Annotated in this window: 19 protein-coding genes; 7 read left to right on the top strand and 12 right to left on the bottom strand. The window is 62.5% G+C overall.

Translation table 11 applies throughout. The features are described 5' to 3' along the window. Window positions 1-17: 17 nt before the first annotated feature. From pcnB to hda, 3 genes are read right to left on the bottom strand one after another with little or no spacing between them, the layout of a single operon-like run. Window positions 18-1,634 carry a polynucleotide adenylyltransferase PcnB gene (gene pcnB, locus H928_RS0105095; RefSeq protein WP_021025547.1) on the bottom strand — a complete coding sequence of 539 codons (1,617 nt, stop codon included), beginning with the start codon at window positions 1,632-1,634 and terminating at the stop codon, window positions 18-20. After that, a complete protein-coding gene (locus H928_RS0105090; RefSeq protein WP_021025546.1) occupies window positions 1,631-2,329 on the bottom strand; it encodes an HAD family phosphatase in 699 nt (232 codons plus the stop codon). The genes pcnB and H928_RS0105090 overlap by 4 nt, the downstream gene beginning before the upstream one ends. A gap of 32 nt (window positions 2,330-2,361) precedes the next feature. Further along, window positions 2,362-3,057, bottom strand: coding sequence for a DnaA regulatory inactivator Hda (hda, locus tag H928_RS0105085; protein ID WP_021025545.1), 696 nt, complete (start codon window positions 3,055-3,057; stop codon window positions 2,362-2,364). A gap of 410 nt (window positions 3,058-3,467) precedes the next feature. Between hda and purM the strand changes: the two genes are divergently transcribed. Together purM and H928_RS0105075 are read left to right on the top strand one after the other, a co-directional pair. Next, a complete protein-coding gene (gene purM / locus H928_RS0105080; protein WP_021025544.1) occupies window positions 3,468-4,517 on the top strand; it encodes a phosphoribosylformylglycinamidine cyclo-ligase in 1,050 nt (349 codons plus the stop codon). Window positions 4,518-4,612: 95 nt separating this feature from the next. After that, a complete protein-coding gene (locus tag H928_RS0105075) occupies window positions 4,613-5,731 on the top strand; it encodes an AI-2E family transporter (protein ID WP_084635696.1) in 1,119 nt (372 codons plus the stop codon). A 321-nt stretch (window positions 5,732-6,052) separates the two neighbouring features. On the opposite strand, the gene ppk2 is transcribed toward H928_RS0105075, so the two are convergent. From ppk2 to murJ, 3 genes are all read right to left on the bottom strand, one after another. Then, window positions 6,053-6,925, bottom strand: coding sequence for a polyphosphate kinase 2 (gene ppk2 / locus H928_RS0105070; protein ID WP_239644888.1), 873 nt, complete (start codon window positions 6,923-6,925; stop codon window positions 6,053-6,055). Window positions 6,926-7,043: 118 nt separating this feature from the next. Beyond that, a complete protein-coding gene (locus H928_RS0105065; RefSeq protein ID WP_021025541.1) occupies window positions 7,044-7,892 on the bottom strand; it encodes a SirB1 family protein in 849 nt (282 codons plus the stop codon). Between the two features lie 159 nt (window positions 7,893-8,051). Beyond that, a complete protein-coding gene (murJ, locus tag H928_RS0105060) occupies window positions 8,052-9,617 on the bottom strand; it encodes a murein biosynthesis integral membrane protein MurJ (RefSeq protein WP_021025540.1) in 1,566 nt (521 codons plus the stop codon). A 117-nt stretch (window positions 9,618-9,734) separates the two neighbouring features. Here murJ and rpsT point away from each other — a divergent pair, with 117 nt between their 5' ends. After that, window positions 9,735-10,031 (top strand): 30S ribosomal protein S20, encoded by a 297-nt coding sequence (gene rpsT / locus H928_RS0105055; protein ID WP_021025539.1) that lies wholly within the window; start codon window positions 9,735-9,737, stop codon window positions 10,029-10,031. A gap of 278 nt (window positions 10,032-10,309) precedes the next feature. Here the strand turns inward: rpsT and H928_RS26195 are convergent, their stop codons facing one another. Continuing rightward, window positions 10,310-10,681 carry a DUF3579 domain-containing protein gene (locus H928_RS26195; RefSeq protein ID WP_021025538.1) on the bottom strand — a complete coding sequence of 124 codons (372 nt, stop codon included), beginning with the start codon at window positions 10,679-10,681 and terminating at the stop codon, window positions 10,310-10,312. A 373-nt stretch (window positions 10,682-11,054) separates the two neighbouring features. On the opposite strand from H928_RS26195, the gene H928_RS0105045 reads away from it, so the two are divergent. Both H928_RS0105045 and argF read left to right on the top strand, forming a co-directional pair. Continuing rightward, window positions 11,055-12,257 (top strand): aspartate aminotransferase family protein, encoded by a 1,203-nt coding sequence (locus H928_RS0105045; protein WP_021025537.1) that lies wholly within the window; start codon window positions 11,055-11,057, stop codon window positions 12,255-12,257. A gap of 17 nt (window positions 12,258-12,274) precedes the next feature. Then, window positions 12,275-13,195 (top strand): ornithine carbamoyltransferase, encoded by a 921-nt coding sequence (argF, locus tag H928_RS0105040; protein WP_021025536.1) that lies wholly within the window; start codon window positions 12,275-12,277, stop codon window positions 13,193-13,195. A gap of 120 nt (window positions 13,196-13,315) precedes the next feature. Here the strand turns inward: argF and ahpF are convergent, their stop codons facing one another. Then, window positions 13,316-14,887: an alkyl hydroperoxide reductase subunit F gene (gene ahpF, locus H928_RS0105035; RefSeq protein WP_021025535.1), complete on the bottom strand. Its 1,572-nt coding sequence runs from the start codon at window positions 14,885-14,887 to the stop codon at window positions 13,316-13,318. A 141-nt stretch (window positions 14,888-15,028) separates the two neighbouring features. Further along, window positions 15,029-15,592, bottom strand: a complete 564-nt coding sequence (gene ahpC, locus H928_RS0105030) for an alkyl hydroperoxide reductase subunit C (protein ID WP_021025534.1) — start codon at window positions 15,590-15,592, stop codon at window positions 15,029-15,031. A 408-nt stretch (window positions 15,593-16,000) separates the two neighbouring features. Between ahpC and bfr the strand changes: the two genes are divergently transcribed. Together bfr and H928_RS0105020 are read left to right on the top strand one after the other, a co-directional pair. Next, a complete protein-coding gene (gene bfr, locus H928_RS0105025) occupies window positions 16,001-16,477 on the top strand; it encodes a bacterioferritin (RefSeq protein WP_021025533.1) in 477 nt (158 codons plus the stop codon). A 373-nt stretch (window positions 16,478-16,850) separates the two neighbouring features. After that, on the top strand, window positions 16,851-19,049 hold the full coding sequence (locus H928_RS0105020; RefSeq protein WP_021025532.1) for a TonB-dependent siderophore receptor: 2,199 nt from the start codon (window positions 16,851-16,853) through the stop codon (window positions 19,047-19,049). 106 nt (window positions 19,050-19,155) lie between these two features. Here the strand turns inward: H928_RS0105020 and H928_RS0105015 are convergent, their stop codons facing one another. The 3 genes from H928_RS0105015 to H928_RS0105005 form a co-directional block, all read right to left on the bottom strand. After that, window positions 19,156-20,130: an alpha-E domain-containing protein gene (locus H928_RS0105015; RefSeq protein WP_021025531.1), complete on the bottom strand. Its 975-nt coding sequence runs from the start codon at window positions 20,128-20,130 to the stop codon at window positions 19,156-19,158. Between the two features lie 55 nt (window positions 20,131-20,185). Next, the gene (locus H928_RS0105010) at window positions 20,186-21,673 is read right to left on the bottom strand and encodes a circularly permuted type 2 ATP-grasp protein (RefSeq protein ID WP_021025530.1); all 1,488 of its coding nucleotides are present in this window, start codon (window positions 21,671-21,673) and stop codon (window positions 20,186-20,188) included. A 59-nt stretch (window positions 21,674-21,732) separates the two neighbouring features. Beyond that, window positions 21,733-22,803, bottom strand: a 1,071-nt coding sequence (locus H928_RS0105005) for a ComEC/Rec2 family competence protein (RefSeq protein ID WP_027010568.1), incomplete at its 5' end; no start/stop codon positions are given.

Genomic DNA, 22,803 nt, shown 5'->3' with positions numbered 1-22,803 from the left:
CGGCCTGGCCCGGCATGTCAGTCACCATGGCCGGCGGCATCGGCGCCGCTACCGCCAGCTGCAGCAGCGCCGGCATCCGCGCCACCGGGTTTGCGGCGGCGGCGACGGCGCTTCTTGGCTGGCGCATCTGCATGGGCTTCGCTGTCGCCGTCCATGGCCTGCTGGGCCACCTGGTCCAGGCTGGAGTCCTCTTGCGCCTCATGGGCCGCAGCGGGCTTTCGCGGTGCACGCTTGGGCTTGGGCGCGCCCGTCTTGGGCTTGGCGCGTTGCTCTTCGCGCACCTGGGCGATCAGGTCTTCGCGGCGGGCCTCATCGGCCTGCTGGAACTCCTGCCACCAGTTGGCCAGCGCCTCGTCGACCTCGCCAACATCGGCGCGCAAACGCAGAAAGTCAAAACCGGCACGGAAGCGCGCCTGCGCGATCATGCCAAACGGCGTGCTGCCGGTGCGCTTTTCAAAGCGCGGTTGCATCACCCAGATCTCGCGCATGTCAGCGGCGAGCTTGCCCCGGCCGGAGACATCGCCAATGCGGTGGTTGAAGACGTCGTCGATCGCATCCTGCAGCGCCGGGTGCGGGTGCTCACCCTTGAGCATGCGCTTGTCCCAGCCGGCCTTGACGTCCTGCCACAGCACGCAGGCGAGCAAGAAGCTCGGCGCCACGCTCTTGCCTTCGGCCACGCGGCGGTCGGTGTCCATCAGCGCGGCCTGCACAAAGGGCAGGTCGGCGCGGTCCACCACCACATCCAGGAGCGGGTAGATGCCCTTGGCCAGGCCCAGCAGGCGCAGCTGCTCGATCGAGGCCAGCGAATGGCCCGTCTGCAACAGCTTGAGCATCTCGTCAAACATCCGGCTTTGCGGCACTTCCTGCAGCAGCTGGGCACATTCGACGAGCGGCTTGGCGGTCTTGGGGTCGAGCGTGAAGCCCTTCTTGCTGAGCTTGGCGGCAAAGCGCACCGCGCGGATGATACGCACCGGGTCTTCGCGGTAGCGGGTGGCCGGGTCGCCAATCATGCGCAGCACATGCTTTTGCGAGTCGCGGATGCCCTTGTGGTAGTCCACCACGATCTGGGTCTGCGGGTCGTAGTACATCGCGTTGACGGTGAAGTCGCGGCGCGCTGCATCCTCGTTCTGGGGGCCCCAGACGTTGTCGCGCAGCACGCGGCCGCTTTCGTCCACCGCCAGCTTCATGCCGGCCAGCGCAGCCTTGCTGGTTTTCTCATTGCCCTGCACCTGCTCGGCCTTGGAGCTGTCCAAAAAGGCGCGGAAGGTGGTGACTTCGATGACCTCGTTCTCGCGGCCACGGCCATAGACCACGTGCACGATGCGAAAACGCCGGCCGATGATGAAGGCGCGGCGGAACAGGCTCTTGACCTGCTCGGGCGTGGCATTGGTGGCCACGTCAAAATCCTTGGGGCGCAGGCCCAGCAGCAGGTCGCGCACCGCGCCGCCGACGATATAGGCCTCAAAGCCCGCTTCCTTCAAGGTGCTGCACACGTCCAGCGCCCGGCGGTCCACCAGCTTGGGGTCGATGTTGTGCACATCAACGCCCACTTCCTCGCGCTTGCCAAAGGGGTTCTTGGTCTTGCTGGCGGCCGTCGCCTTGCCCAGCAATTTATCGATGATGGTCTTGATCATGCGTGTGGCTCCAGCAGGTCCAGGATGCGCCAGCCGCGTTCGGTGGCGAGTTGGCGCAGGCGCGCGTCGGGGTTGGTGGCCACGGCAGTATCCACCTTTTCCAATAGCGGCACGTCGTTCATCGAGTCGCTGTAGAAGATGCTGTCCACGCTGTCCCAGCTCAGGCCGCGCTCGGCCATCCAGGCTTCCATGCGGGTGACCTTGCCGGCGCGCATTGTCGGCACACCGTCGATCTCGCCGGTGATCCAGCCAGAAGCGTCGCGCGCCAGGTTGACGGCCAGCAGGTGATCCACACCCAAGGCCTTGGCAATCGGGCGGGTCACGAATTCATTGGTGGCGGTGACGATCACGATGGTGTCACCCGCATTGCGGTGCTGCTGCAGCAGCGCCCGCGCCGCCGGCTGGATATGCGGCGTGATCACTTCCTGCATGAAGGCGCGGTGCGCCTCATCGGCGGCCTCAGGGCCGAGCTTGCGAATGGCCTCGGTGGCAAAACGCACATAGGCATGGATATCGAGGGTGCCTTTTTGGTAATCGGCAAAAAAGGCCGCATTGCGGCTGCCAAACTCCTGCTTGTCGCACCAGCCCTTGCGCAAGGTGAACTCCCCCCATTCGTAATCCGAATCGAGCGGCAGCAAAGTGTGGTCCAGGTCAAAAAGCGCAAGCCTTGTGCTTGTGCCAGCAGAGTTGTTCATTCAAAAAATCTCGGTTGTAGCTGCAAGACCATTTACTCCGTCTCCAGCATGTCCTTGAGCAAGGGGATCGTCAGGCCCCGTTTGTTGCGCAAGGCAAAATTGTCCAGGTGGTCCAACAGTTGCATCAGGCTGCCCAAATCGCGTGAGAAGCGTTTGAGCATGTAATCCATCACATCGTCGGTCAATACCAGGCCACGTCGTTTGGCTTCATCCTTGAGCACATCCCTGCGCTGCGCTTCACTGAGCAGGTGCAGCTGGTAGATCTCGCCCCAGCCCAGCCGGGTGCGCAAGTCGTCACGCAGTTTCAGGTCGGAGGGCGGCACATCGCCCGCCGCCAGCACCCAACGCCGCGCACCGGTGGCCGGGCTGGTGGCGTTGACGAACCAGTTGAAGGCCGCCGCCTGCTGCACCGGGTTGTAGAACTGCACCTCGTCGAGGATCACGGCCGACCAGCGCTCGTTGAAGGCGCTGGGAAAGCGGGTGCTCGCATCGAGCCAGCCCACAGGCGCGCCCTGCTCACGCAAGGCTTCGGCCACTGCACGCAACACATAGGTCTTGCCGCAGCCCATCTCGCCCCAAAGGTAAGTGGGCACGGTCGAGCGCGGCGCGTCCCAGGCTTCATTGACCTGGGCATGCAGATGCGCAAGCGCTGCCTGGTTGGAGCCCGCAAAAAACCGGTTCAGGCTTGGCGCTGGCGCCAAGCCCAGATCCAAAGCCATTTGCTTCATGCGCCAACTCCTATCCGCGCCCGAGCCCGCCGTGCAATACGCACTGCGTTGTGGGTCATCAGATAAAAGGAAATCTCACGCATAGCTGCGTTCAATACAAGAAAGCGTTCAGTCTGGTTGGCGCGATGCGCGCCAACTTGGGGCGCCCCTGCTCGGTCATGCAGTGGCCAGGGCCCTGCATGCAAACCCATTGATTTTAGTCGGTAGTCACGCTGGTGTGACACAAAAGGCCCCTCTGCCCCATTTATGCATGAAATCGGCCACAAAGCAGGCGGCCGATGCGCGCTCATGCGGTAACAGTGCACACCGGACGGGCATTCTGCCCCCTCGGGTATGGCTTGCGGCATAAAATCGGCGTTTCTGGCCCCCGTTGGGTCAGCTTGTCAGCTTTATTGCCTTTGTAGTCCCTCATGAGCTCTTCCAATTCCTCCACCCCCCTTTCGTACAAAGACGCTGGCGTTGATATTGACGCAGGCGACGCGCTGGTCGAGCGCATCAAGCCCCTGGCCAAGAAAACCATGCGCGAAGGCGTGATGGCGGGTATCGGTGGTTTTGGCGCGCTGTTTGAAGTGCCCAAGCGCTACAAGGAGCCGGTGCTGGTTTCGGGCACCGACGGCGTGGGCACCAAGCTGCGCCTGGCCTTTGAGTGGAATATGCATGACACCGTGGGCATCGACCTGGTGGCCATGAGCGTCAACGACGTGCTGGTGCAAGGCGCCGAGCCCCTGTTCTTCCTCGACTACTTTGCCTGCGGCAAGCTCGATGTGGACACGGCAGCGGCCGTGGTGGGCGGTATCGCCAAGGGCTGCGAGCTGTCGGGCTGCGCACTGATCGGTGGTGAAACCGCCGAGATGCCCGGCATGTACCCGGACGGCGAATACGACCTGGCCGGTTTTGCAGTTGGCGCGGTCGAGAAAAGCAAGATCCTGACCGGCCAGAATGTGCAAGCCGGCGACGTGGTGCTGGGCCTGGCCTCGCATGGCGTGCATTCCAACGGCTTCTCGCTGGTGCGCAAGTGCATCGAGCGTGCACAAAGCCAAGGCGGCCTGCCCGAGACGCTGGACGGCAAGCCCTTCAAGAACGCCATCATGGAGCCCACGCGCCTCTACGTGCTCAACGTGCTCAAGGTGCTGGCCTCGCAGCCCATCAAGGCGCTGGCCCACATCACCGGCGGCGGCCTGCTGGAGAACATTCCCCGCGTGCTGCCCGAAGGCCTGGGCGCGCAACTGGTCAAGGGCAGCTGGCCCCAGACCGAGCTGTTTGCCTGGCTGCAAAAGACCGCTGGCATCGATGACATCGAGATGAACCGCACCTTCAACAACGGCATCGGCATGGTGGTGGTGGTTCCCGCAGAGAGCGAACAGGCCGTCAAGGACGCCTTCTCCGCCCTTGGTGAACAAGTGTGGACGATTGGCAGCATCGGCCCCCGTGGCGCAGAGGCTGCGGTCACGGTGCGCTAAGCTTCCCCGGCAGGGCAGGCGCACCAAGCCGTCTGCCCTGCGCGCAGCAAGGGCCAGATCCTGGCCTTCCGACTCGCTCAGATGGATGGCCAACCATGCAACCGGATTCCGCAAAGCCCCCGTCCAACAGCCCCGCACCCGGCCAGCCGGCCAGCGGCGCTGCGGACCTGCCGCATGTTTGGCGGCCGCCTCCTGCGCATTGGGGTGTCAGGGTGGCCTCCTATGTGCTGATGGCTGCGGCCTTGCTGCTGATCATGCTCAATGGCCTGCTGGTGGGCCTCTTGGCCGCCTGTGCCGGCTACACCTTCACCTTGTTTCTGGTACACAAGATCCGTGAGCTGAGCCGCCTGCCCACCTCGCTGAACACGCCCCCACCGCTGTGGATGGAATACCTGTCCGTCACCATCGTGCTGGTGGTGCCGGTGGTGCTGGTCACGCTGGGACTGATCCATTCCCAGGGCTATCTGCTCAACGCGCCGCAGCAGTACCGCGAGATGCTGGTCTCGATGGCCAAGACCTTGCTGGACCTGCGCAGCAAGCTGCCGCCCGAGCTGGCCAATGTGCTGCCCGATGGCGCGCAAGACCTGCAGCAGCGGGCTGCCGAATACCTGGGCACCAAGGCGGGCGCCATTGCCAATATGGGCCGGCTCTGGCTCACCGGCCTGCTCTATGTGTTTGTCGGCCTCTTGATTGGCGCGTTGGCCGCCGTGCGCCACAGCCGCCATTCCCACGCTCCCCTGGCCTACCAGCTGCAGCTGCGCGTGCAGCGCTTTGGCGATGCCTTCCGCCAGATTGTCGCAGCCCAGTTCTGGATCGCTCTGTTCAACACGGTGCTGACCGCCATCTTCCTGCTGGGCATTCTGCCGCTGATCAATATGCGCCTGCCCTATAGCGGCGCGCTCATCATGCTGACCTTTTTTGGCGGCCTGATCCCCATTGTCGGCAACCTCGTCTGCAATGCCGTCATTACCACCGTGGGCCTGTCGGTCTCGCCACTGACCGCCGTCGCCTGTCTGGCCTTCCTGGTGCTGATCCACAAGGCCGAGTACCTGATCAATGCCAAGGTCGTTGGCGCCAAGACGCATATGGGCGTCTGGGAACTGCTGTCGGTGATGTTTGTGGCGGAAGCTATTTTTGGCCCCGCAGGGCTGGTGGCGGCGCCGCTCTTTTACGCCTATCTGAAAAAAGAGCTGTTTGCGGCGCGGCTGATCTAACCCCGCCTCTTTGGCACTGCACCTTGAGGCGGGGTGCAGATGCCTATCACGCCCACGCTATTCGCTAAAAGCACCGCGCCCAGCATCTCCAAGCCCCCCAACGCGCAAGAGATGCTGCTGGACTACCGCATCTCCTCAACACGGCTTCGCTGCCTGCAGGCGCCCTCCCGTCCCGATGATCAGCACCCGGATCGGTCGGCTTTCCCACGGCCACGCCGTCGATGACCGATGGGCGCTCTGCCAGCATCGGCACAACACAGACGTAAAAAAACCTCGGTGATGAAACCGAGGCTCTTTGTATTGAATGATCCGAAATCTTAATTAATAGACTTCCGGAACATACATGGAAGCGGGCACGGGCAGGCGGCTGTAGTCCGGATGGCGGATCCGGTCGGGCAGCACGACATTCTCATGGTCCACATCGGTGTAAGGCACCTGGGCCAGAAAGTGTGCAATGCAGTTGAGGCGTGCCTTTTTCTTGTCATCGGCATGCACCAGCCACCAGGGTGCTTCGGGAATGTGGGTGCGCTCCAGCATCACTTCCTTGGCCTTGGTGTATTCCTCCCAGCGGACGCGGCTTTGCAGGTCCATCGGCGAGAGCTTCCACTGCTTGAGGGGGTCATGGATACGGCCCAGGAAGCGCAGGTGCTGCTCTTCATCACTGATCGAGAACCAGTACTTGACCAGCAAGATCCCCGAGCGCACGAGCATCTTTTCAAACTCGGGCACGGTGCGGAAGAACTCTTCGTACTGGTCATTGGTGCAAAAGCCCATGACCTTTTCGACACCCGCGCGGTTGTACCAGCTGCGGTCAAACAGTACGATCTCGCCAGCGGCGGGCAGGTGTGCCACATAGCGCTGGAAGTACCACTGCGTGCGCTCGCGGTCGTTGGGGGCCGGCAAGGCGGCCACGCGCACCACGCGGGGGTTGAGGCGCTGGGTGATGCGCTTGATCACACCGCCCTTGCCTGCGGCATCGCGCCCCTCGAACAGCACCACCACCTTCTGGCCGGTGTGCTGCACCCAGTCCTGCAGCTTGACCAGTTCACCCTGCAGCCTCAAGAGCTCGCGGAAGTACTGGTAGTCATGCTCCGTCATCCCTGCGGCGAACGGCGCGCCCAGCATGCCGTCCTCCATCTCGAGCTCCAGAGACTCGTCATAGTCATCCATCACATCACGCGCAATCTTGTGCATGACGTCTTCTGGTGAAATTCCTAATCGATCTTTCATAGTGGCGCATCCCTAGTGCCGCTATCTTGCCGAAGTTGTGTGACGACAGAATGACAAGAAAATGTCAAAACAACGTCAAACGTTACATTCGTTGCAAATCTAACAAAGCCGCACGAATAGTGGCCGCATCCTCTGGATTGCCGGTCTGGTTGAGGTAGGTTTGCAGATCTTCCCGGGCCCGGTCGTGCACGCCCAGCTCTGCATAAGCCAGGCCCCGGTCGCGCAGCTCCGTCCATTCGCTGGGCAGCAGCACCAGCAGCCGGTTTTGCACCTCAATGAGCTTGCCCCAGTTCTTGTCGCTGCGGTAGACCTCCTTGAGGTTGGAGAGCATGCGCGCAATGATGTCGCGTGGCGTTGCGGCCTGCAGGTACAGGCCCAGCGGCACATCGTCTTCATCGACGCGGTGAAACGCCTTTTGCATGGGCTCGAGCATCTCGGCGAGCATATTGCTGGAAAACGACTGGCCCGACAGCGGATCGAGCACGATCTGCCCCTCTGCCACGCTCACCTTGAGCAGAAAATGGCCGGGAAAGCAGATGCCATGCGCGGGCAGCTGCAAAGCCGTGGCCAGCTCCAGCCAGATGACCGCCAGCGACACGGGAATGCCGCGCCGGCGGTGCAGCACGGCATTGAGGCAGCTGTTGTCGAGCGCATAGAAGTCATTGGGGTTGCCCTGGAAACCCCACTCGGCATAAAAACGGTGGTTGAGTGCCTTGAGCCGCGTCAGCGCACTGCGGCTGCTGGCATCGCGGCTCTCCATCAGCTGGCCCAGCAGCTGATCGACCTCGTTCAGGACCTGCTGGGTGTCCAGCTGCGGGTACTCGATGCAGGCCACGGCAGCGGCGGCTTCGAGCAGCGGAAAACCATCGTCACTGCTGACCAGCGATTCAAAATGCTCCAACGGTGTGGGGATAGAAAAGCGGAAGTCCATACACATCCCAACTGCAGCGCCTTCGCATACATCGCTGGCACCTTGGGGCGCTGCCAGTGCCATGACGCCATGTATACCACCAGATGGGCTGGCCTGCAGGGTCTGCGCGATGGAAATCACGCAAAAACCGCATATTCCCTAATAGAGGGAACTATTCTGTCAGCGGCGCAACATTGCGCGCAGCTTCATGCCGGACAAGGCCAGCACACCAAAATACAGCAGCGCCGCCCCCGCCATCCACAGCGCCAGCAGACCCACGCGCTCCAGGCGGTGCGAGCCCAGCGCGACCCAATCGGTCATCTGCGCGCCCCAGGCCAGAAAGATGCCCAGCAGCGCAACGGCCAGCGATACCCGGGCCAGAAAGATCCACCAGCCCGGCTTGGGCTTGAAGCTGCCGCGCCGGATCAAGCCCACCAGCAGCCACAGCGCATTGATGACCGCACCCAGGCCGATCGACAAGGCCAGACCGGTATGGGCCATCGTGGGCACCAGCACCAGGTTCAACAGCTGCGTCAGCACCAGCACACAGATGGCAATCTTCACCGGCGTACGGATGTCCTGGCTGGCATAGAAGCCCGGCGCCAGCACCTTGATGGCGACCATGGCCAGCAGGCCCACGCCATAGCCTTGCAGCGCCAGCGCAATCTGGCCCACATCCGAGCCCTTGAGCGCGCCGTAGTGGAACAGCACGGCTACCAAGGGCTTGGCAAACAGCAGCAGGCCCGCCGCACAAGGGGCGGCCAGCAACACCACAATGCGCAGGCCCCAGTCGAGCATGGCGCCATAGCGCTCATCATCACCGGCCGCCTTGGCCGACGACAGCTGCGGCGTCAGCACCACGCCCAGCGCCACGCCCAGCAAGGCGGTGGGGAACTCCATCAGGCGGTCGGCATAGAACAGCCAGGTCACGCTGCCCGGTGCCAGGTAAGAGGCAATCTGGGTGTTGATCATCAGCGAGATCTGGGCCACGCCCACACCCAGCAAGGCGGGCGCCATCAGCGACAGGATGCGGCGCACGCCGGCATCGGCCCAGGCCTGCCTGATGACCGAGGGCCGGCACGAAATACGCGGCAGCATGCCGATGCGGCGCAGCGCCGGAAACTGCACCACCAGCTGCAGCACGCCGCCGGCCATCACGCCAACAGCCATGCCATAGATAGGCTCCAGGCCATGGCTGCGCATCCAGGGGGTCAGCGCCAAGGCCGCCACAATCATGCTGACATTGAGCAGCACCGGCGTGAAGGCCGGCACGATAAAGCGCTTCCAGGTATTGAGCACGCCCGCAGCCAGCGCCACCAGCGACATGAAGCCGATATACGGGAACATCCAGCGCGTCATCAGCACCGCTGCGTCATAGCTGTGCGGGTTCTGGCGCAGGCCACTGGCCAGCAGCCAGACCAGCGCGGGCGCCGCGACCACACCCAGCACGCAGGTCAGCGCCAGAATCCAGAACAGCACCGTGGCCACGCTGTGCACCAAGTCACGTGTGCGCTCCTCGCCTTCCTTGGTCAAGGTAGTGGCCAGCACCGGCACAAAGGCCTGGCTGAAGGCCCCTTCTGCAAACAGGCGCCTGAACAGGTTGGGAATGCGAAAGGCAACGTTGAACGCGTCGGTCAGTGCGCTGGCACCAAACATGGTGGCCATCAGCAGATCGCGGGCAAGCCCTGTGATACGCGAGAGCAGCGTAAACAGGGAGACGGTGGAGGCAGCTTTGAACAGTGACACACGGGCAGTGTAGCCGCGCCGCTGGCGGGAAATTGCCGGTTATCTGGATTTCTGAGTAAACAGCGGCTATAATGCCCGATTCACTGAAAACATCCGCAGACTCAAAGGACACTCATCATGGCATCTAAGCCAGTCAAAAAGAACCCCCGTTTGGCATCCGGCCGTAAGCGCGCCCGCCAAACCATCAAGCTGAACGCCGCCAACACCTCGCTGCGTTCCAAGTACCGTACCGCTATCAAGAACGTGGAAAAGGCTGTTGCCGCTGGCGACAAGACCAAGGCCACCGAACTGTTTGCCAAGGCGCAATCCGTGCTGGACACGATTGCCGACAAGGGCATCTTCCACAAGAACAAGGCTGCTCGCGATAAGAGCCGCATTGCTGCCAAGGTCAAGGCCCTGGCACTGGCCGCCTAAGCCCATTAGGCAATCGCACGGGCAGGATCCCCTGCCCGCCGTTTGTAACGGGTGCGCTCTCAGTGAACTAAAAAGCCGTCGCAAGACGGCTTTTTTCGTTGTGAGGGCCGTTTCTTTGCAGCGCCGAGCAAGAAGTGCCAACCTGCACCCAGCCAAGCCAAGCCCAGCAGGCTAGGCGCCCATGCATCGAGGCCATGGGGCAGCCGATGCACCGCCGGCACCCGCGCCGCACAAACCAAGCCATGCCAAATACCGGCTCGCAAAAAAGGCCTGAAAGCTCAGGCCTTGGTGGTGGTGTTGCCGGTGCTGCCAGCCGGACTGGCGGGGCCGCCAGGGTTGCCTGGCGCCTCCGGAATCAGGCAGGCGTCGGTGGTCTGCAGGCCATTGTCGCGCGCAAAGTTCATCACAAAGTCCCAAGCCATCGGCTCGTGCACCTGCAACTCCCGCTTGACGATTACGCATTTGGCGCCGTTCATCGTCGTGGGAACGCACCAGGGCGAATAGCCCAGATGGCCACCACGGCGCATGCCGCCGGGACGAAACTGGCTCATCACCCCCGCCAGACGCTCCGCCCAGTCACTGGGGCGAAAGGTCTTGCCATTCTGGGTCAGGCCCAGAATGAAAACTTCTTGAGATGTGGGAGAAACCATGGGATGGAAGCCTCTGATAGACGCCTGAGCACAGGATCACTGCCTCAGGCCAAACCCGTATTTTAACTCTTATATAAGAGATACGCACGCGCAAGGCATAAGTTCAAAACATCATCAAATGCAAGAAATGCATAACTTTGCGCAGCAGGCCAGGGCCGCCGCAGCGGATATGCCCAGGCCTTGGCGCTGCGTAGTCTAGCTTGCGAGGATTGGGCCTCGCCGGCACTCTGGCTCCACTGCGATTCTGTGATGCGCATTCTTCACTAGTCTGTCGCTACGCAGCCCCTAGAATGGGACTTCCGCTGGTGCCATGCCATAGGGGCCTGGGCCATGGCGGATTTTTTGATTCTGTTTCTTTTTTCCGGAGATTTCCATGCAAGACACCGTCAAGCCTTCTGAGCCCCATGTGATGACTACCTATGGCCGCGTGCCGGTCGCACTGGAGCGAGGCCAGGGCGTGCGTGTGTGGGATGTCAACGGCAAGGAATACCTCGACGCGCTGGGCGGTATCGCCGTCAACACGCTGGGCCACAACCACGCCAAGCTGGTCGCTGCGCTGCACGACCAGATGACCAAGCTGATCCATACCAGCAACTACTACTATGTGCCCGGCCAGGAAAAGCTGGCGGCCCTGCTCGTCGAGCGCTCGAAGATGACCAATGTCTTCTTCTGCTCCACCGGCCTGGAAGCGAACGAGGCATCGATCAAGATCGCGCGCAAGTACGGCGTGGACAAGGGCATCGAAAAGCCGGTGATCGTCGTGTTCGACCATGCCTTCCATGGCCGCTCGATCGCCACGATGAGCGCCACCGCCAACCCCAAGGTGCGCAATGGCTTTGGCCCGCTGCTCGACGGCTTTCTGCGCGTGCCGGCCAATGACTTCGTCGCGCTGCAGGAAGCGACCGAAGGCAACCCCAATATCGTCGGCGTGATGATGGAGCCCATCCAGGGCGAAGGCGGCCTGCACCCGATGCGCGCCGACTTCATGAAGCAGGTGCGTGAGCTCTGCGACGCCAAGGACTGGCTGTTCATCGTCGACGAAATCCAGGCTGGCATGGGCCGCACCGGCAAGTGGTTTGCCCACCAGTGGGCCGGCATCGTGCCCGATGTGATGTCGCTGGCCAAGGGCCTGGGCTCGGGCGTACCGGTGGGTGCGGTCGTCGCCGGCCCCAAGGCTGCCAAGGTGCTGCAACCGGGCAACCATGGCACCACCTTTGGCGGCAACCCGCTGGCCATGCGTGCCGGTGTGGAAACCATTGCCATCATGGAAGAAGAAGGCCTGCTGGCCAATGCCACCAAGGTGGGTGACTACCTGCAGGCCGCGCTGAACCAGGCGCTGGCGGGCACGCCCGGCTTTGTCGAAGTGCGCGGCCAGGGCCTGATGATCGGCGTGGAGCTGAACAAGCCTTGCGGCGAGCTGATCACACGCGGCGTGCAAGAAGCCGGCCTGCTGTTCAGCGTCACCGCCGACACCGTGATCCGCATCGTGCCACCGCTGATCCTGACCGAAGCCGAGGCCGATGAGATCGTCGCCAAGCTCGTGCCGCTGGTCAAATCCTTCCTGGCGGGCCAATAAGGCCAGAAAAGAACGCAATGAAACACTATCTGCAATTCCAGGACTTCACGGCCGACGAATACGAATACCTGCTCAAGCGCGCGGCGCTGATCAAGCAGAAGTTCAAGGGCTATGTGACCCACCACACCCTGGCTGACCGCACCTTGGCGATGATCTTCGAGAAGGCCAGCACCCGCACCCGCGTGAGCTTTGAGGCCGGCATGTACCAGCTGGGCGGCTCGGTGGTCCACCTGACCACCGGCGACAGCCAGTTGGGCCGCGCCGAGCCCATCGAGGACAGCGCGCGCGTGATCAGCCGCATGACCGATCTGGTGATGATCCGCACCTTCGGCCAGGACAAGATCGAGCGCTTTGCGTCGCACTCGCGCGTGCCGGTCATCAATGGCCTGACCAACGAGTTCCACCCCTGCCAGATCCTGGCTGACATCTTCACCTTCATCGAGCACCGTGGCTCGATCCAGGGCAAGACGGTCGCCTGGGTGGGTGATGGCAACAACATGGCCAACACCTGGCTGCAGGCGGCCAACCTGCTGGGCTTCAAGGTCCATGTCAGCACGCCCAGCGGCTACGGCATCGACGAGCAACTGGCCTTCAGCGGCCGCGCCTACGACAAGGGCTGCTACCAGCTGTTCAGCGATCCGCAAGAGGCCTGCAAGGGCGCGGACCTGGTCACCACCGATGTCTGGACCAGCATGGGCTATGAAGAGGAAAACGAAAAGCGCAAGAAGGCCTTTGCCGACTGGTGCGTGGACCTCGACATGATGGCCGTGGCCAAGAAGGACGCCCTCTTCATGCACTGCCTGCCCGCCCACCGCGGCGAAGAGGTGCAGGCCGAGGTCATCGACGGCCCGCAGTCCGTCGTCTGGGACGAAGCCGAAAACCGCATGCATGTGCAAAAGGCCTTGATGGAGTACCTGCTGATCGGCAAACAGGGGTAAGTTGCCGCCAGCCAGCTAACCGTCGTTCAGCTGGCTCAGCTACCCAAGTCGGTCCAGATGTAGCAATGCCCCGAACCTTGCGGTATCGGGGCATTGTCATGTCAGCGCAGATCGGGCAGATCAGGCGGCCGGCGCCGTCGTGCGGATCAGGTGGTCAAACGCGCTCAGTGCGGCAGTGGCACCTGCACCTGCGGCAATCACGATCTGTTTGTAAGGCACATTGGTGCAGTCACCAGCGGCAAACACGCCGGGCAGGTTGGTGTGGCCCTTGGCGTCGATCTCGATCTCGCCAAACGGCGTCAGCTGCACGGTGCCCTTGAGCCAGCCGGTGTTGGGCAGCAGGCCGATCTGCACAAAGATGCCTTCGAGCGCCACGGTCTTGGTCTCGTCGTTCGTGCGGTCTTTGTAGGTCAGGCCCGTCACCTTCTTGCCGTCACCGTTCACTTCGGTGGTCTGCGCATTCAGGATGACCGTCACATTGGGCAGGCTGCGCAGCTTGCGCTGCAGCACGGCATCGGCCTTCAGCTCGGCGGCAAACTCCAGCAAGGTCACGTGCTTGACCACACCGGCCAGGTCAATGGCCGCCTCGACACCGGAGTTTCCGCCACCGATCACCGCCACGGGCTTGCCCTTGAAGAGCGGGCCGTCGCAGTGCGGGCAGTAGGTCACGCCCTTGGTGCGGTAGGTATCCTCACCGGGCACATTCATGTTGCGCCAGCGCGCGCCGGTCGACAGGATCACCGTGCGGGCCTTGAGCTTGGCACCCGATTCGGTCTCGATCTCGATCAGGCCACCCTCCTGCGCTGCGGGCGTCAGGGCCTTGGCGGTCTGCAGGTTCATGATGTCGACCTCGTAGTCGCGGATATGGCTCTCCATCGCGGCCGCAAACTTGGGGCCATCGGTCTTGCTCACGGAGATAAAGTTCTCGATATCCACGGTGTCGAGCACCTGGCCACCCAGGCGTTCGGCCGCAATGCCGGTGCGGATGCCCTTGCGCGCCGCATAGATTGCTGCGGCCGCGCCTGCGGGGCCACCGCCGACGATCAGCACATCAAAGGCGTCCTTGCCCGAAATCTTTTGCGCTTCGCGGGCTGCAGCGCCGGTATCGACCTTGGCAACGATCTCGGCGAGCTCCATGCGGCCCTGGCCAAAACGCTGGCCGTTGACGAACACGGTGGGCACACCCATGATTTCGCGCTCTTGCACTTCCTTCTGGAACAGGCCGCCATCGATCGCGGTGTGCGTAATCTTGGGGTTGAGCACGGACATCAGGTTCAGCGCCTGCACGACGTCCGGGCAGTTGTGGCAGGACAGCGAGTAGAAGGTCTCGAAGTGCAGCGGCGTGTCGATGTTCTTGACCTGCTCGAGCAGCTCAGCGGACTCCTTGGAGGGGTGGCCGCCCACTTGCAGCAGCGCCAGCACCAGCGAGGTGAATTCGTGACCCAGAGGCACACCGGCGAAACGCACGCCGGCATCGGTGCCCGGGTGGGTGATCAGGAAAGACGGCTTGCGCACATCGGCCGCATTGTCTTCGACCACCGTGATCTTGTCGTTGAGCTCTTTGATATCGGCCAGCAGCTGGCGCACTTCCTTCGACTTGTCACCGTCATCCAGGGTCGCCACCAGCTCGACGGGCTTGGTCAAGCGCTCCAGGTAGGCTTTCAGTTGGGCTTTCATGGTGTTGTCGAGCATGGGACTTCCTTCAAACTTCTCGTGCCCCGCCAGGGGGCGTTGCAGCACTTTTCAAAAAAACAAAGCCCGGGCGCCAGGCACCCGGGCGTCTACTACGTTGGAATTGCAGCAGTAAGTAAAGGCTTAGGCTTAGGCTTAGGCTTAGATCTTGCCGACCAGGTCCAGCGAAGGAGCCAGGGTCTTTTCGCCTTCTTGCCACTTGGCTGGGCAGACTTCACCGGGGTGCGAAGCCACGTACTGGGCCGCCTTGATCTTGCGCAGCAGGTCTTCTGCATTGCGGCCGATGCCTTCAGCGGTGATTTCCATGGCCTGGATCACGCCTTCTGGATCGACGATGAAGGTGGCACGGTCTGCCAGGCCTTGGCCTTCGCGCAGGCAGTCAAAGTTCTGGCTGATTTGCCAGGTTGGGTCACCCAGCATCGTGTACTTGATCTTGGCGATGGTGTCCGAGGTGTCGTGCCATGCCTTGTGCACGAAATGGGTGTCGGTCGAGACGGAATAGACTTCCACGCCCAGCTTTTGCAGTTCAGCGTAGTGGTCAGCCACGTCGCCCAGTTCGGTGGGGCAGACGAAGGTGAAGTCCGCAGGGTAGAAGAAGAACACAGCCCACTTGCCCAGGACGTCTTTTTCGGTCACTTCGATGAACTTGCCATCCTTGAATGCTTGCGTCGCGAAAGGCTTGATCTTGCTGTTGAGTACGGACATGGTGGTTTCCTTCTGTTGAGTAAAAACGATTGACGGGAGTCAGTATAAAAAGATCTTAATAATTGATCAATTCAATTAATATAATCATTTCAATTTAAACAAACTATTATTTAAATCCTGACCCAAGGCAGATGGCTATATGCGGGCAGCGGCCTGTTTTGCAAGCCTGCACCGCTTAGCGCGCCTTGCTCACTGCAACTTAGCACAGCGCCATGACAGCGCAGTTGCGCTGCAGAAAGCCGCATCATGCAAGCAAGCTGCGGACTGCGTCAAATGAGAACACGACTCAGCCTTACACGCAGCCAGAGCAAAAGCACGGGGGATAAGCGCTGCCCGGTTTGGTTGCTTGACCTTTCGCAAGGACAATAGCCCCAATACCCGTCATTCACACAAGAGAAGGAGCCCACCATGAAAGGCGATCCCAAGGCCATCGGTTTTCTGCAAGCGCAGCTGAAAAACGAACTCACCGCCATCAACCAGTACTTTCTGCATTACCGCATGTACAAGCACTGGGGTCTGGACAAGCTGGCCAAGAAGGAATACGAGGAATCCATTGGCGAGATGAAGCATGCCGACTGGCTGATGGACCGCATCTTCATGCTCGACGGCCTGCCCAACCTGCAGGACCTGGGCAAGCTGCAGATCGGTGAAGACGTGCCAGAAGCGCTGGCCTGTGACCTGCGCCTGGAGCAAGCCGCGCAAGCCACCATCAAGGACGGCATTGCCCACTGCGAGACCGTGCGTGACTATGTCTCGCGCGACTTGCTGCAAAAGATTCTGGACGACACCGAAGAGCACATCGATTTTCTGGAAACCCAGCTGGACCTGATCGACAAGGTCGGCATCCAGAACTACCTGCAGTCCATCATGGGCGAGGTCGAATAAGGCGCCCGCGCTGCAACACACAACAAAAAGGACCTTCGGGTCCTTTTTTGTTGTATCTGTCGCACAAACCTGCTTGCATTGATGGTTAAACAATAATCATTCTCGACTTCTATTACACTGCGCCTTCATCTTTCTTCGCACGCCAGCATCGTTTGTTTACCGATGCCAGCCAGCGCACCAGGTCCGCCCTCACTGCCATGCTGCGTGCACGACTATCCCTCCGCCTCGCGGTCCACAGGCCGCAGCTGGGCGCTCGGATGCCAGCACCTGCATCCACAGCGCAGCCTCCCTGCATGGCAGTGGTCAGGCCCGGTAATGCTCAAGCGCTGCCCCTTTCAGCGCGCCGTTTTTCCGCGTTCAACACCCGACCACCATGTCTGACACCCTGATCCCCGCAGCCGCGCCGCGTGCGCTGCACTCCGCTTTGCACACGGCCTTGTGGGCTGCCCTGGCCTGCTGGGGCGGCAACGCATTGGCACAAAGCACGCAACCAGTAACTGCTGCGCCGGCAGAAACCACACTCGCCCCCATCACCGTGCAAGGCGAGAGCCAAGCCGAGACGGCCACCGGCCCGGTCAAAGGTTTTGTCGCCAAACGCGCCATCTCGGCCACCAAGACTGACACACCGCTGATCGAGACGCCACAAGCGATCAGCGTGGTGACGCGTGACCAGTTTGAAGCCCAGGGCGTGACGACCCTGCGCGAGACCACGCGCTATGCAGCGGGCATCAACTCCAGCTATTTCGACAACCGGGTCGACAGTTTCAAGGCGCGCGGCGGCGATGTCAGCCAGTACCAGGATGGCCTGCTGCGCACCTATGGCACCTACAACAACATCAAGGTCGAGCCCTATACCTTGGAGCGGGTCGAGTTTCTGCGCGGTCCCTCATCGGTGCTCTACGGCCAGGGCAGCGTGGGCGGCGTGCTCAACCTGACCAGCAAACGCCCGCTGGACCAGCCCCAGCGCGAAGTGCAGCTGCAGCTGGGCAGCCACAGCCGCAAACAGATTGCCAGCGACATCACCGGCCCCATCGACGAAGACGGCCGCTGGCTCTACCGCCTGGTGGCAGTGGGCCGTGACAGCAACACCCAGGTCGACCATGTCAAGGACGACCGCCTGGTCATTGCGCCCTCGCTCACCTTCAAGCCCTTTGCCGGCACCTCGCTGACCTTGCAGGCCATGTACCACAAGGACAAGAGCGGCTCGATCACCCAGTTCTTCCCCTGGCAGGGCACGCGCCTGCCCAGCCCTTATGGCCAGATTCCGACCAACACCTTCATCAGCGAGCCGAACTTTGACAAGTACGACTCCGAGAACAAGTCCTTTGGCTACCTGTTCAGCCACCAGCTGAACGACAGCTGGACCCTGCGCCAGAACCTGCGCCGCACCACCAGCGAAGTGGACTACCGCACGCTCTACACCAGCTTTGCCGCCAACGCCGCCGCCGGCCGCCCAGCCCGGCCGGTGTTCGATGCCGATGGCCGCACCGTGCAGCGCGATGCTGTCTGGCAGGTCAATGGCGGCCGCATGCTGCTGGTCGACACCCAGCTCGAAGGCAAGCTGCAGACCGGCGAGGTGCAGCACACGGTGCTGGCCGGCATGGACTGGCAGCGCAACACCACCAGCCAGGCGAGCTGGCGCGCGCTGGGCACGCCGCTCGATGTCTACAACCCCGTCTATGGCTCGTTCACGCCACCCACGGCCTCGCAATTGGTGCAGGCGCCCAATGTGTCGCAGCGCCAGCTGGGCTTTTACCTGCAGGACCAGTTGCGCTGGGGCGACTGGAGCGCCACGGCCGGCCTGCGCCGCGACCATGCCAAGACCGAGACCGAAGGGCGGCCCGCAGCCGCAGCCGACGATTCGGCCTGGACCAAGCGCGTCGGTCTGACCTACCAGGCCGGCGGCGGCTGGGCGCCCTACGTCAGCTACACCGAATCCTTCCAGCCGCTGGGCGGCGTGGACTTTTACGGCACGCCCTACAAGCCCCAGCGCGGCAAGCAGGTCGAAGCCGGTGTGAAGTGGATTCCCGAGGGCCGGGGCATCTCCGGCTATGCCGCCGTCTACAGCCTGCGCGAGCAAAACCGCAAGACCAATGACCCGGCCAACCCGCTCAACAGCCTGCAGCTGGGCGAGGTCAAGACCCAGGGCTTTGAAGCCGAGATGACCGCCAGCCTGGCCAAGCGCTGGGACTGGACCGTCGCCTATGCCTATACCGATGCCAAGATCAGCCGCAGCAATGCCGGCGACCAGGGCCAGCGCGTGGCCGCCGTCTCGCGCCACATGGCATCGAGCTGGCTGACACACCGCTTTGCCAGCCAGGGGCGTGGCGGCTGGAGCGTGGGTGCGGGCATGCGCTACACCGGCTCGCAGTGGTCGGGCACCAGCGCCATCGACACGCCCTCCTCGCTGCTGACCGATGCGATGGTGGCCTATGACAGCGGCGACTGGCGCCTGGCCTTCCATGCCAACAACCTGACCGACAAGGTGGTGATCACGCAGTGCCTCTCACGCGGCGACTGCTTCTACGGCGAGCGCCGCAACTTTCTGCTGACCGCGACCTACCGCTACTGATCGCCAGGGGTCAGCTCTGGTCGCGGGCAGCTGAATGCCCGCGACATGGACGCAAAAAAGGCTGCGATGAACACCGCAGCCTTTTGCCTTTCTGGCTGGTCACGAATCAGGCAGCCACCGGCTCCGTGGTGGCCAGAAAATCCTGGCCAATGCGGCCACCCAGCGCATGCACGCGCTCCAGAAAGCGCACCAAAAACGCATGCAAGCCGGTGGCCAGCAGCTCATCGATGCGGCCATACTGCAGCTCGGCCAGCAGCAGGCCGGCCTGGCGCTGGGTTTCGGCCGAATGGTCGTTGGCAACGGCCTGCAGAATCTGCACCACCTCGTACATGCTGGCATGCAGGGAGCGCGGCATGTCACGCCGCAGGATCAGCATCTCGGCCACGCGCTCGGGCGTGATCACATTGCGGTAGACCTTGCGGTAGACCTCGAAGGCCGAGACGCTGCGCAAGATCGCGCTCCAGTGGTAGAAGTCCGAGGGCTGGCTGCCCTTGCCCGGCTGGTAGGAGCCGTGGTAGTCGTTCTTGACGGCATGGAAGCGCACATCCAGGAGGCGGGCCGTGTTGTCGGCCCGCTCGATGAAGGTGCCCAGGCGCAAGAACAAAAAGGCATCGTCTTGCAGCATCGTGCCCGAGACCACACCGCGCGAGAGGTGCGAGCGGTGCTTGACCCACTCGAAGAACTTGGCCGGATCGGTCTCGAACTTCTTGGCCTTGAACAGCCGGTTCATATCGAGCCAGGTCAGGTTCTGCGTCTCCCAGGCCTCGGTGGTCAAGGCGCCACGCACGGCACGCGCGTTCTCGCGCGCAGCCAGCAGGCAGCTGTAGATCGACGAGGTATTGGTCTCATCGCGCACCATGAAGTGCAGCACCCCATCGAGGGTGATCTCGTCATGGCGCTCGTAGTAGGCAGGCAGCAGCTCGCTGATGGACAGCACGCTTTGCCAGGCCTTGGTCGCTGCGGTCGCGGACTGCGGCAGCATGGAGGTCTCGTAGCTCACATTGAGCATGCGGGCTGTGTTCTCTGCCCGCTCGGTATAGCGGGACATCCAGTAGAGGTGATCGGCGGTTCGGCTCAACATAGTGACATTCTTTCGCTAGGCAGATGGATGGCTTTCAATCAGGAACCTCCGGGGCTCACTGCTGCATGCCATCCCATTCGCTGTAATCGTCCTCCGGGCCGCGCAGCACCCAGGTGTCCTTGGTGCCTCCGCCTTGCGAGGAGTTGACCACCAGCGATCCATCCTTGAGCGCCACGCGCGTGAGGCCCCCGGGCACCATCTGCACCTCCTTGCCGCTCAGCACAAAGGGGCGCAGATCGATGTGGCGCGGCGCAATGCCGCTTTCCACATAGGTGGGGCTGCTCGAGAGGCTCAAGGTCGGCTGGGCGATATAGCCATTGGGCTTGGCCTTGAGCACTGCGCGGAAGGCCTCGATCTCGGCGCGCGTGGAGGCCGGGCCGATCAGCATGCCGTAGCCGCCAGCGCCATGCACCTCCTTGACCACCAGCTCATCGAGGTGGTCCAGCACATAGGCCAGGTCATCGGGCTTGCGGCACATCCAGGTCGGCACGTTCTTCAGGATGGCCTCTTCACCCAGGTAGAAGCGGATCATCGCCGGCACATAGGGGTAGACCGATTTGTCATCGGCCACGCCCGTGCCCACTGCATTGCAGATGGCCACATTGCCCTTGCGGTAGGCGCGCATCAGGCCGGCGCAACCCAGGGTGGAGCTGGGGCGGAAAACGGTGGGGTCGAGAAAGTCGTCATCGACCCGGCGGTAGATCACATCCACCCGCTGCAGGCCCTGCGTGGTGCGCATGTAGACCACATCATCGCGCACCAGCAGGTCCTGGCCTTCGACCAGCTCCACGCCCATTTGCTGGGCGAGGAAGGCATGCTCAAAGTAGGCGCTGTTGTACATGCCCGGCGTCAGCACCACCACCGTGGGGTTGTTGGCCGCCTGGTTGGGCGCACTGGCACGCAAGGTGTCGAGCAGCATATCCGGGTAATGCGCCACCGGCGCCACCGCATGGCTGCTGAACAGGCTCGGAAAGAGGCGCATCATCATGCGGCGGTTTTCCAGCATGTACGACACGCCCGAGGGCACGCGCAGGTTGTCTTCGAGCACATAGTAGGTGCCGCTGCCGTCCACCTCGGCTGCGCGCACGATGTCGATGCCAGCGATATGCGCATAGGTGTCCAGCGGCACATGCACGCCCCGCATCTCGGGCCGGTACTGGCTGTTGTCCAGCACCAGGTCGCGCGGAATGATGCCGGCCTTGAGAATTTCCTGGTCGTGGTAGACATCGTGGATAAAGCGGTTCAGGGCTGCCACGCGCTGCACCAGGCCCTTTTGCATCTGGGCCCACTCCTGCGAGGGGATGATGCGCGGGATCAGATCAAAGGGAATCAGGCGCTCGGTGCCCGAGCCGTCTTCGTCCTTTTCGCCATAGACCGCAAAGGTGATCCCTACGCGGCGGAATATCAGCTCGGCCTCCTCGCGCAAGGCTTGCATCTTCTCGAAGGGCTGCAGCTGCAGCCATTTGGCATAGCTTTGGTAGTGCGCTCTTTCGGCACCTGCTGCATAAGGCAGGCCCTGGTACATCTCATCGAACTTTTGCATCGCAAAATCCTTTCTGGCACCAGCAGCTTAGCAAGTTTCGCGCCACCCAAAACTAAGTACTAACCTTCATCAAGAATTAGTGCTTGATTTGTTTTGTTAATATCCAATATACCGCTTTTCTGGCCCTGCTCGGCAGCCTGGTGGCGCCAATAGCGCGGCCGCTTTTGCCGCTCGCACAGCAGCGTCTGGGGCTGGTCGGAGCGCCAGTGTGCTGCACCGCAATGGACCGTGTTGCGCAGCACAATCTGCATCTCCTGGTAACGCTGCTGTACCCGCGCAGCCGGGTGCCCGAAGCGGTTGCGGTAGCCCGTTTGTGCCACCACCCAGCGCGGGCGCACCGCCTCCAGCAGCGGCCGCGTGGACGAGGTATTGCTGCCGTGGTGCGGGGCCAGCATCAGATCGGCCCGCAACACAGACGGCGCGTCCGTATAGCGCTGCACCAGCGCCCACTCCTGGGCCCGCTCGATATCGCCGGGCAACAAGGCGCTGGCGGCATGGCCGCCGTGCGCCGCCGCCTCGATACGCAGCACGCAGCTGTGGGCATTGCCCGAGCTATCCCTTGGAATGGAACTGTCTGTGGCACCCAGCTCCTGCGCCCCCGGAAACAGAATGCTGAAATGCACTCCATCCCAGATCCAGGCCTGGCCCGCAGCACAGTCTTGCCAGGGCGCTTCGGCAATGCCCAGGCGCTGGCGCTCATGGGGCAGCAGCGAGCCCAGCATGCCCACCGGCTGGAGCTGCTCCACCACCGCCTGGGCACCGCCCGTATGGTCCACATGGGCGTGGCTGAGCACCAGCAGATCGAGCCGGCCGCTGTCCAGCCCGCGCGCGCCCATCGCCCGCATTGCCGGCACCACCACTCGGTCGCCTGCATTGCTGCCAGACCCGTACAACGGGCCCGCGTCATACAGCAGGCTGTGCCTGGCCGTCTGCACCACCACCGCCTGGCCCTGGCCCACATCCAGCGCCCAGAGCGCAAACTGGCCATGGGGTGGCCGCAGCGGCTGCCAGAACAAGGCGGGCAGCAGGCAAGGCAGGCCCAGCAGCCGCAAGCGCCAAGGCCAGGGCAGCACCAGCCAGATGCCACCCAGCACGGCAACGAACGCCGCCCAGCCCGGTGCTGCCGCCAG

Source organism: Comamonas sp. B-9 (assembly GCF_000410635.1).
GTDB lineage: Bacteria > Pseudomonadota > Gammaproteobacteria > Burkholderiales > Burkholderiaceae_C > Comamonas.
Note: the sequence above shows the minus strand (reverse complement) of the source record. Positions and strands in the feature narration are given on the sequence as shown.

What these genes read in the sequence shown, in the direction of transcription:
- H928_RS26195 (WP_021025538.1), bottom strand. Translation starts at nt 10,681, where the DNA reads ATGGTTTCTCCCACATCTCAAGAAGTTTTCATTCTGGGCCTGACCCAG.
- H928_RS0105090 (WP_021025546.1), bottom strand. Translation starts at nt 2,329, where the DNA reads ATGAACAACTCTGCTGGCACAAGCACAAGGCTTGCGCTTTTTGACCTG.
- ahpF (WP_021025535.1), bottom strand. Translation starts at nt 14,887, where the DNA reads ATGCTCGACAACACCATGAAAGCCCAACTGAAAGCCTACCTGGAGCGC.
- ppk2 (WP_239644888.1), bottom strand. Translation starts at nt 6,925, where the DNA reads ATGCACAAGATTGCGCGTGATGTGATGGATGACTATGACGAGTCTCTG.
- ahpC (WP_021025534.1), bottom strand. Translation starts at nt 15,592, where the DNA reads ATGTCCGTACTCAACAGCAAGATCAAGCCTTTCGCGACGCAAGCATTC.
- hda (WP_021025545.1), bottom strand. Translation starts at nt 3,057, where the DNA reads ATGAAGCAAATGGCTTTGGATCTGGGCTTGGCGCCAGCGCCAAGCCTG.
- H928_RS0105010 (WP_021025530.1), bottom strand. Translation starts at nt 21,673, where the DNA reads ATGCAAAAGTTCGATGAGATGTACCAGGGCCTGCCTTATGCAGCAGGT.
- H928_RS0105065 (WP_021025541.1), bottom strand. Translation starts at nt 7,892, where the DNA reads ATGGACTTCCGCTTTTCTATCCCCACACCGTTGGAGCATTTTGAATCG.
- bfr (WP_021025533.1), top strand. Translation starts at nt 16,001, where the DNA reads ATGAAAGGCGATCCCAAGGCCATCGGTTTTCTGCAAGCGCAGCTGAAA.
- H928_RS0105015 (WP_021025531.1), bottom strand. Translation starts at nt 20,130, where the DNA reads ATGTTGAGCCGAACCGCCGATCACCTCTACTGGATGTCCCGCTATACC.
- H928_RS0105045 (WP_021025537.1), top strand. Translation starts at nt 11,055, where the DNA reads ATGCAAGACACCGTCAAGCCTTCTGAGCCCCATGTGATGACTACCTAT.
- argF (WP_021025536.1), top strand. Translation starts at nt 12,275, where the DNA reads ATGAAACACTATCTGCAATTCCAGGACTTCACGGCCGACGAATACGAA.
- H928_RS0105075 (WP_084635696.1), top strand. Translation starts at nt 4,613, where the DNA reads ATGCAACCGGATTCCGCAAAGCCCCCGTCCAACAGCCCCGCACCCGGC.
- rpsT (WP_021025539.1), top strand. Translation starts at nt 9,735, where the DNA reads ATGGCATCTAAGCCAGTCAAAAAGAACCCCCGTTTGGCATCCGGCCGT.
- H928_RS0105020 (WP_021025532.1), top strand. Translation starts at nt 16,851, where the DNA reads ATGTCTGACACCCTGATCCCCGCAGCCGCGCCGCGTGCGCTGCACTCC.
- purM (WP_021025544.1), top strand. Translation starts at nt 3,468, where the DNA reads ATGAGCTCTTCCAATTCCTCCACCCCCCTTTCGTACAAAGACGCTGGC.
- pcnB (WP_021025547.1), bottom strand. Translation starts at nt 1,634, where the DNA reads ATGATCAAGACCATCATCGATAAATTGCTGGGCAAGGCGACGGCCGCC.